The sequence below is a fragment of the Frigoribacterium sp. Leaf263 genome (assembly GCF_001422285.1).
Lineage (GTDB): Bacteria > Actinomycetota > Actinomycetes > Actinomycetales > Microbacteriaceae > Frigoribacterium.
The window spans coordinates 479,307-491,187 of sequence record NZ_LMMO01000003.1; the positions used below are offsets into that span (position 1 = coordinate 479,307).

10 protein-coding genes are annotated in these 11,881 nt (G+C 70.9%); all 10 read left to right on the top strand.

Annotated elements, in window-relative coordinates; all coding sequences use genetic code 11:
* Positions 1-6 precede the first annotated feature (6 nt).
* The 10 genes from lysA to ASF17_RS06320 all read left to right on the top strand — a co-directional run bounded on the left by lysA (position 7) and on the right by ASF17_RS06320 (position 11,779).
* Positions 7-1,407, top strand: a complete 1,401-nt coding sequence (lysA, locus tag ASF17_RS06275; protein ID WP_055796702.1) for a diaminopimelate decarboxylase — start codon at positions 7-9, stop codon at positions 1,405-1,407.
* A gap of 79 nt (positions 1,408-1,486) precedes the next feature.
* Positions 1,487-2,821: a homoserine dehydrogenase gene (locus ASF17_RS06280; RefSeq protein ID WP_055796705.1), complete on the top strand. Its 1,335-nt coding sequence runs from the start codon at positions 1,487-1,489 to the stop codon at positions 2,819-2,821.
* A complete protein-coding gene (gene thrC, locus ASF17_RS06285; protein ID WP_055796708.1) occupies positions 2,821-3,903 on the top strand; it encodes a threonine synthase in 1,083 nt (360 codons plus the stop codon). The genes ASF17_RS06280 and thrC overlap by 1 nt, the downstream gene beginning before the upstream one ends.
* Positions 3,900-4,853: a homoserine kinase gene (gene thrB / locus ASF17_RS06290; protein WP_055796712.1), complete on the top strand. Its 954-nt coding sequence runs from the start codon at positions 3,900-3,902 to the stop codon at positions 4,851-4,853. The genes thrC and thrB overlap by 4 nt, the downstream gene beginning before the upstream one ends.
* A gap of 256 nt (positions 4,854-5,109) precedes the next feature.
* Positions 5,110-7,392, top strand: coding sequence for a transcription termination factor Rho (rho, locus tag ASF17_RS06295; protein WP_055796716.1), 2,283 nt, complete (start codon positions 5,110-5,112; stop codon positions 7,390-7,392).
* A gap of 2 nt (positions 7,393-7,394) precedes the next feature.
* Positions 7,395-8,477 carry a peptide chain release factor 1 gene (prfA, locus tag ASF17_RS06300; protein WP_055796719.1) on the top strand — a complete coding sequence of 361 codons (1,083 nt, stop codon included), beginning with the start codon at positions 7,395-7,397 and terminating at the stop codon, positions 8,475-8,477.
* On the top strand, positions 8,474-9,361 hold the full coding sequence (gene prmC / locus ASF17_RS06305; protein WP_055796721.1) for a peptide chain release factor N(5)-glutamine methyltransferase: 888 nt from the start codon (positions 8,474-8,476) through the stop codon (positions 9,359-9,361). The genes prfA and prmC overlap by 4 nt, the downstream gene beginning before the upstream one ends.
* A 38-nt stretch (positions 9,362-9,399) precedes the next feature.
* Positions 9,400-10,077, top strand: coding sequence for an L-threonylcarbamoyladenylate synthase (locus ASF17_RS06310; RefSeq protein ID WP_055796725.1), 678 nt, complete (start codon positions 9,400-9,402; stop codon positions 10,075-10,077).
* Entirely contained in the window at positions 10,074-11,354 is a 1,281-nt protein-coding gene (locus tag ASF17_RS06315; RefSeq protein ID WP_235476411.1) for an MraY family glycosyltransferase, read from the top strand. Before ASF17_RS06310 ends, ASF17_RS06315 begins: the two co-directional genes overlap by 4 nt.
* A complete protein-coding gene (locus ASF17_RS06320) occupies positions 11,351-11,779 on the top strand; it encodes a hypothetical protein (RefSeq protein ID WP_055796728.1) in 429 nt (142 codons plus the stop codon). The genes ASF17_RS06315 and ASF17_RS06320 overlap by 4 nt, the downstream gene beginning before the upstream one ends.
* The last annotated feature ends 102 nt before the right edge of the window (positions 11,780-11,881 follow it).

An 11,881-nucleotide genomic window follows, 5' to 3' on the forward strand; every position in this document is an offset into this window, starting at 1 on the left:
GTGCCCGTGTCGTCGAACCCCCTCGCCCCCGCCTGGCTGCGGGTGCCGGTCGAGCCGAACGCCCTCGACGCCTCGGTCTGGTCACGGACGGCGGGCCGAGACGACTCGGGGGAGATCGTCATCGGCGGCGTGTCCGCCCGCGATCTGGCATCCCGCCACGGCACTCCGCTCTACGTCGTCGACGAGGCCGACGCGCGGGGGCGGGCCGCCGAGGCCGTCGAGTCGTTCCGCCGCGAGTTCGGCCGCATCGGCACGACCGTGTCGGTCTACTACGCAGCCAAGGCGTTCCTCTCCGTCGAGGTGGCCCGATGGGTGTCCGCTGCCGGCATGCGCATCGACATCTGCACGGGCGGTGAGTTCGCGGTCGCCCGCGCGGCCGGCGTCGAGGCCGCCCGGATGGGCTTCCACGGCAACAACAAGTCGCTCGGCGAGATCGACCGGACCGTGGGCGAGGGCATCGGCGTCATCGTCCTCGACAACGCCGACGAGGTCGCCCGCGTCGCGGACGCCGCCGACCGGCACGGCGTGGTCCAGGCCGTCCGGCTGCGCGTCAACTCGGGCGTGCACGCGTCGACGCACGAGTACCTCGCCACGGCCCGCGAAGACCAGAAGTTCGGCGTGCCCCTCGCCGACGCCGCGGGGGTCGTCGCCGCCGTACGCGACCGCTCATCGCTCCGATTCCTCGGTCTCCACTCGCACATCGGCTCGCAGATCTTCGGCAGCGACGGCTTCGCCGAGGCGGCGTCGCGACTGCTGGCGGTGCACGCCGACCTCCTGCGCGACGGGGACGTGCCCGAGCTCAACCTCGGGGGCGGCTTCGGCATCGCGTACACGAGCGCCGACGACTCCCGGCCGATCGCCGAGCTCGCGGCCGCGCTGGCCGACATCGTCGACGAGGAGTGCCGTCGTCTCGGCATCCCCGTCCCCGTCATGGCCGTCGAACCGGGTCGCTCGATCATCGGGCCGTCGGGCACGACGCTCTACGAGGTCGGCACCATCAAAGACGTGCTCGTCACCTCCGACGACGGCGCGAGTCAGGCCGTCCGTCGCTACGTGAGCGTCGACGGCGGCATGAGCGACAACGCGCGCACGGCCCTCTACGGAGCCGACTACTCCGTCTCGATCGCGAACCGCGCCTCCTCGGCCGACCCGGTGCTCGTGCGCGTCGCGGGCAAGCACTGCGAGAGCGGCGACCTCGTCGTCCTGGCCGACTACCTGCCCGGCGACGTGGCCCCGGGCGACCTCGTCGGCGTCCCCGCCACGGGCGCCTACTGCTGGAGTCTCGCGAGCAACTACAACCACGTCGGACGACCGCCGGTGGTGGCCGTCGTCGACGGGCAGTCACGGGTCATCGTCCGGGGCGAGACCGAGGCCGACCTGCTCGCCCGTGACGCCGGTCTCTCCTGACCTCGTCGACCCCTCCGCCCCGCCCTTCCTCCCCGACCAGGGTCCGCCGACGCGGACCAGCCCATGAGAACGGAAAGCCATGATCGAATACCGCAACGTGAGGGTCGCTCTGCTGGGCGCCGGATCGGTGGGGTCCCAGGTGGCCCGGTTGCTCCTCGAGCAGGCCGACGACCTCGCGGGCCGTGCCGGCGCGGGACTCGAGCTCGTCGGCATCGGCGTCCGCGACGTCGACGCGCGTCGCGACGTCGACCTCCCGCGCGAGCTCCTGACCACCGACATCGAGTCGCTCATCCTCGGAGCCGACATCGTCGTCGAGCTCATGGGCGGCATCGAACCGGCGCGCAGCTACGTCCTGAAGGCCCTCGGGTCGGGGGCCGACGTCGTCACGGGCAACAAGGCGCTCCTCGCCAGTCACGGGCCCGAGCTCTTCGAGGCGGCCGAGCAGGTCGGGGCCCAGCTGTACTACGAGGCGGCGGTGGCCGGCGCGATCCCGATCATCCGCCCGCTGCGCGACAGCCTGGCCGGCGATCGGATCGTCCGCATCATGGGCATCGTCAACGGCACCACGAACTTCATCCTCGACCGCATGGACACCGACGGCGACACGCTCGAGGCGGCGCTGGCGACCGCGACCGAGCTGGGGTACGCCGAGGCGGACCCGACGGCCGACATCGAGGGGTACGACGCGGCCCAGAAGGCCGCCATCCTCGCGAGCCTCGCCTTCCACACCACGGTCCCGCTCTCGGCGGTCCATCGCGAGGGGATCACCCGCGTCACCCACGAGCAGGTCGTCGCCGCCCGCAAGGCCGGCTACGTCGTGAAGATCCTCGCCATCTGCGAGCGGCTCGTCGACTCCGAGGGCGTCGAGGGCGTCAGCGCGCGCGTCTACCCCGCGCTCGTGCCCCTCGGTCATCCGCTGGCCGCCGTGCACGGGGCCAAGAACGCCGTCTTCGTCGAGGCGGAGGCAGCGGGCGACCTGATGTTCTACGGCGCCGGCGCCGGCGGGATCGAGACGGCGTCCGCCGTGCTCGGCGACCTCGTCTCCGCGGCCAGGAGGCACGTCATCGGCGGCCCGGGCGTCGCGGAGTCCACGCACGCCAACCTCCCGGTGCTGCCCATCGGCCAGGTCACCACGCGTTACCAGATCACGCTCGACGTTGCCGACCAGCCCGGCGTGCTGGCCGAGGTCGCCGGCGTCCTCAGCCACCACGGAGTGAGCGTCCACAGCGTCGAGCAGACCGGGGGAGTCCGGCCGGACGCGGAGCGCGGCGACGACGCGACCCCGGCCACCGCTACTCTGATCATCGGCACGCACCGTGCGCTGGAGTCCTCACTCGCGGCGACGGTCGAGGCCTTGGAGGAATCACCGGTCGTGAACACCGTCACGAGCGTCCTGAGAGTCGAAGGAGCCTGATGGCCCACCAGTGGCAGGGTGTCCTGCGCGAATACGCCGACCGTCTCGACATCAGCGAGGCCACGCCGATCGTCACCCTCGGCGAGGGCGGAACGCCTCTCATCCCGGCACCGGCCCTCTCGAACCGGACGGGAGCGAAGGTCTTCGTCAAGTACGAGGGCATGAACCCGACGGGTTCGTTCAAGGACCGCGGCATGACGATGGCCATCTCGAAGGCCGTCGAGCACGGTGCGAAGGCCGTCATCTGCGCCTCGACGGGCAACACGTCCGCCTCGGCCGCCGCCTACGCGGCCCACGCCGGCATCACGGCCGCGGTGCTCGTGCCCGAGGGCAAGATCGCGATGGGCAAGCTGAGCCAGGCCGTCGCCCACGACGGTCAGCTGCTGCAGATCCAGGGCAACTTCGACGACTGCCTCGACATCGCTCGCGACCTCGCCGAGAACTACCCCGTCCACCTGGTCAACTCAGTGAACAACGACCGCATCGAGGGCCAGAAGACCGCGGCCTTCGAGGTCGTGGACGTCCTGGGCGACGCCCCGGACTTCCACTTCATCCCCGTCGGCAACGCCGGCAACTACACCGCCTACACGAGGGGCTACCGCGAGGACGTCGAGGCCGGTCGGTCGACGCGACTGCCGCGCATGTTCGGGTTCCAGGCCGCCGGGTCCGCCCCGATCGTCGCAGGCGAGGTCGTCAGGTCCCCCGAGACGATCGCCAGCGCCATCCGCATCGGCAACCCGGCGTCCTGGCAGCTCGCGCTCGAGGCCCGAGACCTGACGGACGGCTGGTTCGGCGCCATCACCGACGAGGCCATCCTCGCCGCTCAGAAGATCCTCAGCGCCGAGGTCGGCGTGTTCGTCGAGCCGGCGTCGGCGATCAGCGTGGCCGGTCTCCTCGAGCGCGCCGACGCCGGCGTCGTGCCCGCGGGATCGACCGTCGTGCTGACGGTCACCGGTCACGGCCTCAAGGACCCGCAGTGGGCCCTCCGCCGGGCGGACGGCTCGACGGTCGAGCCGACGGTCGTCGCGAGCGACACGGCTCGCGTGGCCGAGGTGCTCGGGCTCGTCCCGGCATCTGCATGACCTCCGCTCCGACCGAGAGGTCGGTTCTCGTCAGGGTCCCCGCGACATCGGCCAACCTCGGCCCGGGCTTCGACACGCTCGGTCTGGCACTGTCGCTCTACGACGAGCTGGTGGTGACGGCGACGTCCGGCAGCGGCGTCGAGGTGCACGTGTCCGGTGTCGGCGCCGGCGAGGTGCCGACGGACGAGTCGCACCTCGTGGTCCGTTCGATCGCGGCCGCGTACGCCTCGGTGGGTCGCGACCTGCCGGGGCTCCGGCTCTCCGCTCGGAACGTCATCCCCCACGGCCGCGGACTCGGCTCGTCCGCGGCGGCCATCGTGGCCGGTGTCATGGCCGCCAAGGGTCTGCTCGAGGGAGAGGTCGAGTTCTCGTCGTCCGACCTGCTCGCTCTCGCCGCCGAGCTCGAGGGGCATCCGGACAACGTCGCGCCCGCGCTCTTCGGCGGGCTCACGATCGCCTGGACGACGTCCACGGGTCCCGCCCATAAGCGGCTGCTGGTGCACCGGGGGGTCTCGCCCGTGGTGTTCGTCCCCGAGACGACCCTCTCGACCAAGCTCGCCCGGAGCCTCCAGCCCGCGTCGGTGCCGCATGAGGACGCGACGTTCAACGTGTCCCGCTCGGCCCTGCTCGTCGCGGCGCTCGTGCAGAGCCCCGAGCTGCTCCACGCCGCGACCGAGGATCGGCTCCACCAGAGCTATCGGGCGAGCGCGATGCCCGAGACCGACGCCCTCATCCGACTCCTCCGCGACGCGGGTCTGGCCGCCGTCGTCTCGGGGGCCGGGCCGTCGCTCCTGGTGCTCGGCAGCGACCCCGCGCAACGCCTGTTCGCCGCCGATCTGGTGGCCGAGCACGGCGTCTCGGAGTGGCGTGCGTTGATGCTGGCCGTCGATCTCAAAGGTGCTACAGTCGTAGCGCACCCGGTAGAAAACTCAGATTTCCTGGGCATCTAGCACCGCTCGACCAGCTCTCCGACGACCTCAGGTCGACGCAGTCCGACTCGGGCCCGCATGGGGTTCCACGTCGTCGAGTCCCCGGGTCGCAACCATCCCGTAGTGCACATCTAGCAGTGCCCGTCTGCCGATCCGGCAGCCGTGCACCGCACCTCCGAGATCCTCTCCTGCAGCACAGTCCTGCAGGCGAGAGGCAGCGGGGTGTGAGCAGCTCTGCCCCGCCGTTCCGTGCGGGGGAGCGAAAGGAACCCATCCAGTGACCGACGTCAGCAACTCCGCGTCCACCGACCGCACCACCGAGCTCGGCGCCATGCGCCTGCCCCAGCTGCAGGCCCTCGCCTCGTCGCTCGGCATCAGCGGTCTCTCCAAGCTCCGCAAGGGCGACCTCGTCGCCGCCATCGCCGCGACCGAGGCCGCCGCGATGACCGGCACCGTCGAGGCGCCAGCCGTCGTCGACGCGACTCCGGCCGAGACGGCGGAGTCGGTCGACGCCGCTCAGCCGACCCTCGACGTCGAGACGACCGACGCCGTGGCCGCCCAGGCGCCTGCAGTCGAGGCGCCCGCCGCCGAGGCCCCGGTCGTCGAGGCCCCTGTCTCCGAGGCTCCGGCCACCAAGCGCCGCGGCTCGCGTCGGGCGTCCTCCGCCGCGGGCGCTCCCGCCCAGCGGGGCGCGACCGACCACCTCAACGCCGGTCAGACCGGCACGGCTCCTCTCGTGGCCGAGGCCGCGCCCGAGGTCTCCGCCCCGGTCGAGTCGGCACCGGAGGTCGCGACGACGACCGTTCCGACCGGATCCGAGTCCTCGTCGTCCGTCGAGACCGAGGCGCCCGTCGCCGCCGAGACGCCGGCCGAGCGCCCGACGCGCAGTCGTCGCGGGTCTCGTCGAGCCACAGACGCCAGCGTCGCCGCGGCCCAGGCGCCCGCAGCGTCGACGGACGCCGCTCCGGCGCCGACGAGCGCCCCCGAGGCGGGCACCGACGCCCGTACCGAGGGCGAGGGCGGCGAGCAGAACGGCTCCGACGATCAGAACGATCAGAACGGTCAGCAGGGCGGCGGTCGTCGCAGCCGCAACCGCAACCGCGGCGACCGGAAGAACGGCCAGAACGCCCAGAACGCCCAGAACGGCCAGACCGCCCAGACCGACGGCGCCCGCTCCGACGAGCAGTCGAAGCAGCAGAGCACGGGCGACAGGAACGACGGCGCCCGGGGCGACCAGCAGCCCGCCGGCGCGCAGGGCTCCGGTCAGCAGAACGGTCAGCAGAACGGCCAGCAGAACGACGAGGGCGGCCGTCAGGGTCGCGGGCGTCAGCGTGATCGGAAGCGCGGTCGCGGCGCGACGCAGAACGACGAGTTCGAGCCGGAGATCACCGAGGACGACGTCCTCATCCCCGTCGCGGGCATCCTCGACGTCCTCGAGAACTACGCGTTCGTCCGCACCACCGGCTACCTGCCCGGAGCCAGCGACGTCTACGTGTCGCTCGGTCAGGTCAAGAAGTACTTCCTGCGCAAGGGCGACGCGGTCGTCGGCGCGATCCGTCAGCCGCGCGAGGGCGAGCAGGGCCAGGGGCGTCAGAAGTACAACGCCATCGTCCGCATCGACTCGATCAACGGCCAGCCGGTCGACGAGGCGGCCAAGCGCGTCGAGTTCAACAAGCTGACCCCGCTCTACCCGCAGGAGCGCCTGCGTCTCGAGACGGAGCCGCAGAAGCTGTCGACCCGCATCATCGACCTCGTGGCGCCGATCGGCAAGGGGCAGCGCGGGCTGATCGTCTCGCCGCCGAAGGCGGGCAAGACGCTCGTGCTGCAGGCCATCGCGAACTCGATCGCCAAGAACAACCCCGAGGTCCACCTCATGGTCGTCCTCGTCGACGAGCGACCCGAAGAGGTCACCGACATGCAGCGCACCGTCAAGGGCGAGGTCATCGCCTCGACCTTCGATCGTCCCGCCGAAGACCACACCACGGTCGCCGAGCTGGCCATCGAGCGCGCCAAGCGTCTCGTCGAGCTCGGTCACGACGTCGTCGTGCTCCTCGACTCGATCACGCGCCTCGGTCGCGCCTACAACCTCTCGGCTCCGGCCTCGGGCCGCGTGCTCTCGGGCGGCGTCGACTCGTCGGCGCTCTACCCGCCCAAGCGCTTCTTCGGCGCGGCGCGCAACATCGAGAACGGCGGCTCGCTGACGATCCTCGCCACGGCGCTCGTCGAGACGGGTTCGAAGATGGACGAGGTGATCTTCGAGGAGTTCAAGGGCACCGGCAACATGGAGCTGCGTCTGTCGCGTCACCTGGCCGACAAGCGCATCTTCCCGGCGGTCGACGTCAACGCGTCGGGCACCCGCCGCGAGGAGATGCTCCTCAGCCCCGACGAGGTCAAGATCACCTGGCGCCTGCGTCGGGCCCTCGCGGGTCTCGACCAGCAGAAGGCGCTCGAGATCGTCCTCGGCAACCTGCGCGAGACGCAGAGCAACGTCGAGTTCCTCGTCCAGGTGCAGAAGTCGGTGCCGGCGAACGGCCACGACAACGGCCACAAGGAGCACTAACAGTGTTCGAGTCGGTGGCGGTGCTGCTGGCCGAGCACGACGCTCTCCAGACCCAGCTCAGTGATCCCGCGGTGCACGCCGATGCGGCGCGCGCCAAGAGGATCAATCGGCGCTACGCCGAGCTCAGCCGGATCGTGGCGGCGCACTCGGCCTGGCAGCAGGCGGGCGACGACCTCGAGGCGGCCCGCGAGCTCGCCAAGGAGGACGAGGCGTTCGCCGACGAGGTGCCCGCTCTCGAGCAGGGTCTCGAGGAGTCCCAGGAGCGCCTCCGGCGACTGCTGATCCCTCGCGACCCCGACGACGGTCGCGACGTCATCATGGAGATCAAGGGAGGCGAAGGAGGCGCGGAGAGCGCCCTCTTCGCCGCCGACCTCCTGCGCATGTACCTCCACTTCGCCGAGTCGCGCGGCTGGAAGACCGAGATGATCCAGAGCGACGACTCCGATCTGGGCGGCTACAAGAACGTCCAGGTCGCGATCAAGTCGAATGCCAGCGACCCGTCGCAGGGCGTCTGGGCGCACCTCAAGTACGAGGGCGGCGTGCACCGCGTCCAGCGGGTGCCGGCCACCGAGTCGCAGGGGCGCATCCACACCTCGACGACGGGCGTCCTCGTCTTCCCCGAGGTCGACGCGCCCGAAGAGGTCGAGATCAACCAGAACGACCTCAAGATCGACGTCTACCGCTCGAGCGGCCCCGGGGGCCAGTCGGTCAACACGACCGACTCCGCCGTCCGCATCACGCACCTCCCCACCGGGATCGTCGTCGCGATGCAGAACGAGAAGAGCCAGCTGCAGAACCGCGAGGCCGGCATGCGGGTCCTGCGGGCCCGCATCCTGGCCCGTCAGCAGGAGGAGCAGGCGGCGATCGCCTCCGACGCCCGCAAGAGCCAGATCCGGGGGATGGACCGCTCCGAGCGGATCCGCACGTACAACTTCCCCGAGAACCGGATCGCCGACCACCGCACGGGCTACAAGGCCTACAACCTGGATGCCGTGATGGACGGCGCGCTCGGCGCGGTCATCGACTCGTGCATCCAGGCCGACGAGGAGGCTCGCCTGGCCGAGATCGGCGACACCGCGTCGTGACCGGCCCGGCCCTCGCGGCGTTCGCCTCGGTCAGCACCGTCGACTCCGCTCTTCAGGCGGCAGAGGCGGTGCTGGCCGGTGCGGGGGTGCCCAGCCCCCGGGTCGACGCCGAGCTCCTCGTCTCGCACGTCACGGGTCTCGGCCGCGGGGTGGTCCGGGCCAGGGCGGTCACCCGGGCACCGCTTCCGGACGACGCCGTCGCCGCGCTGTCCGAGGTCGTCTCGCGCCGCGCCTCCCGGGAGCCCTTGCAGCACATCACGGGGACGGCGGCCTTCCGGTCGCTCACGCTCCAGGTGGGCCCCGGGGTCTTCGTGCCCCGTCCCGAGACCGAGGGCGTGGCGCAGATCGCGATCGACGCACTGCGCGCCGTCGCGGCCGAGCACCCCCTTGCCGTCGATCTCGGCACCGGCAGCGGAGCCCTCGCGCTCGCCCTCGCGACCGAGGTCCCGCACGCCGTCGTGACCGCGGTCGAGCTGTCGCCCGAGGCGGCCGTCTGGACCCGGCGCAACATCGCCTCGGTCGGCGCCGAGGTCCGGCTCGTCGAGGGCGATCTCGCGGATGCTCTGCCCGAGCTCGACGGCACCGTCTCCGTCGTGGTGTCGAACCCGCCGTACGTGCCGCTCGGAATGGTGCCGCGCGACCCCGAGGTGCGTCTGCACGATCCGTCCCTCGCGCTCTACGGCGGTGAGGACGGCCTCGACGTCGTCCGCGCCCTCTCGCTCACGGCGAAGCGTCTCCTGCACACCGGGGGAGTGCTCGTCATCGAGCACGGCGAGCTCCAAGGAGGCGCGATCCGGGAGATCCTGCAGGCCGACGGCTGGCGACGGCCCGAGACCACGACCGACCTCACCGGGCGCGACCGGGCGACGACGGCGGTGCGCTGAGCGGGCGTTGCGGTCCGTCGCACTACTATCGACAGGTCATGGCCTCTCTCTACGACTGCTCCGTCGACTCCGAGCTGCTCGCCGGCATGCGTCTCGCGCGCACGGCCGTGGGCCGCGGTGAGCTCGTCGTCCTGCCCACCGACACCGTGTACGGGGTCGGCGCCGACGCGTTCGACGCGTCCGCCGTCCAGCGTCTTCTCGACGCCAAGGGGCGGGGGCGTCAGTCGCCGCCGCCCGTGCTCATCAAGGGTCTCGACACGCTCGCCGCACTCACGGCGTCGGTCCCCGACGTGGTCCGCCCCCTGCTCGACGAGTTCTGGCCGGGGCCGCTGACCGTCATCTTCCGCGCCCAGCCGTCGCTCACCTGGGATCTCGGCGAGACTCGCGGCACGGTCGCGTTGCGCATGCCGAGCCACCCGCTGGCCCTCGAGCTCCTCGAGGAGACGGGACCGCTCGCGGTCTCGAGCGCCAACCTCACCGGTCGTCCGGCGGCGACGACCGCCGACGAGGCCCGGGCCATGCTGGGCGACTCCGTCTCGGTGTACCTGGAGGCCGGCGTGGTCGGTTCCGACTACGAGCGTCGGCCGGGGGCCAACACCGGCTCGACCATCGTCGATGCGACCGCGGCCGACGACGGCGTCCTCCGCATCGTCCGGCACGGCGTGCTCGCCGACACCGAGATCACGCGCGTCGTCGGGGTCGACGCGATCGCGTGAGGTACTACCTGCTCGCGATGGCCATCGCGGCAGCGGTCAGCTTCGTCATGTCGGTCGCGGCGTGGCGGCTCGGACTCAAGTACAAGATCTACCCGACGATCCGCGAGCGGGACGTCCACAAGACCCCGACGCCGAGACTGGGCGGAGTCGCGATGTGGACGGGCGTCGTCGTGGCCCTGCTCTCCGCCTGGTTCCTGTTCCCGCTCATCTCCGACGTCGACTACTTCCGACTCGTCTTCGCCGACGCTGGGCCTCCGCTCGCGATCATCGCGGCCGCGACGATCATCGTGGTCATCGGCGTCGTCGACGATCTCTACGACCTCGACTGGATGACGAAGCTGGCCGGCCAGATCATCGCCGCCGGGGTGCTGGCCTGGCAGGGGGTCCAGCTGGTCTCCCTGCCGCTCGGCGGCAGTCTCGCCATCGGCTCGCCCTACATGTCGCTGATCCTGACCATCCTCGCGGTCGTGCTCGTCATGAACGCGGTCAACTTCATCGACGGTCTCGACGGCCTCGTCGCGGGCGTGGCGATCGTCGCGAACGGCGTGTTCTTCGTCTACAGCTTCGTCATCTCCATCACCATCGGCCAGACCGAGTACTTCAACCTCGCGGCTCTCATCTCCGCCGTGCTGATCGGAGCCTGCCTCGGATTCCTGCCCTTGAACTGGCATCCCGCGCGGCTGTTCATGGGCGACGCCGGGGCGCTGCTGACCGGTCTGCTCATGGCCACGAGCGCGATCTCCGTGACCGGCCAGATCGACCCGGCCCAGATCTCGCGGACGGCGCTGCTGCCGGCGTTCATCCCGATCCTCCTGCCCTTCGCCATCCTCATCGTGCCGTTGCTCGACTTCGGCCTCGCCGTGCTCCGCCGGGTGAGCGCCGGCAAGTCGCCGTTCACGGCCGATCGCAAGCACCTGCATCATCGACTCCTCGACATGGGCCACTCCCACTTCCAGGCCGTCCTGATCTTCTACGCCTGGACGGTCGTCGTCGCGGTGGGCTGCCTGATGTTCCTCTTCGTCAAGCCGACCTACTTCGTCGTGATCTTCCTGGGGGTCGGTCTCGTCTCCTGCACCGCCGTGACCCTGGCGCCGCTCAGCAGGCGCAAGCGCGTCGAGATGGCGGTGCAGGCCACGAGCAGCGACGAGCTCCAGGTGACGGAGTCCGACCGCTTCGACCCGCTCGACGAGGCCGCATCCGCCCTCGACCCCGCCGATACCGACACGGCCGCCCAGGCCGCGGTCCCCGAACTCTCACCACCGAAGGAACACCCATGAAAGACGCCCGATCGATCTTCGTCCAGGTGCTGCGCTACACGGCGATCCTGGCCCTCGTCATCGCCGTCGTCGGAGGAGGCGCGGGGTACCTCGCCGCCGGAGCCGACGGTCTCTGGAGCGCTCTCCTGGGGACGGGGCTCGCCGTGCTGTTCGCGGGCATCACGGCGGCGAGCATGCTCGTCGCTATCCGCTTCGAGCTCGCGGCGTTCTTCGGCATCGTCATGGGCGCCTGGCTGCTCAAGCTCGTGATCTTCATCGCGTTGCTCGTCCTGGTGCGCGATCAGCCCTTCGTCGACGACGTCGTCCTCTTCCTCTCGCTCGTGGTCTCGATCGTGGGCACGCTGGCGATCGACGCCCTGGTGGTCGTCAGGGGTCGCCTGTCGCACGTCAGCGACGCGACGCTGCCCCCCGCTCCGCGGGACTGACAGCCCACCCATCGGATGGTGCCAGCGAACACTGCAGCTGGTGAAATAAGCTCCGCCGATTCGTGTCCGTGAGCTTTCACTTGGTAGAGTATTGACCGTTCC

Coding starts and splice junctions, on each gene's coding strand:
- ASF17_RS06280 (WP_055796705.1), top strand. CDS start 1,487: ATGATCGAATACCGCAACGTGAGGGTCGCTCTGCTGGGCGCCGGATCG.
- thrC (WP_055796708.1), top strand. CDS start 2,821: ATGGCCCACCAGTGGCAGGGTGTCCTGCGCGAATACGCCGACCGTCTC.
- thrB (WP_055796712.1), top strand. CDS start 3,900: ATGACCTCCGCTCCGACCGAGAGGTCGGTTCTCGTCAGGGTCCCCGCG.
- ASF17_RS06310 (WP_055796725.1), top strand. CDS start 9,400: ATGGCCTCTCTCTACGACTGCTCCGTCGACTCCGAGCTGCTCGCCGGC.
- ASF17_RS06320 (WP_055796728.1), top strand. CDS start 11,351: ATGAAAGACGCCCGATCGATCTTCGTCCAGGTGCTGCGCTACACGGCG.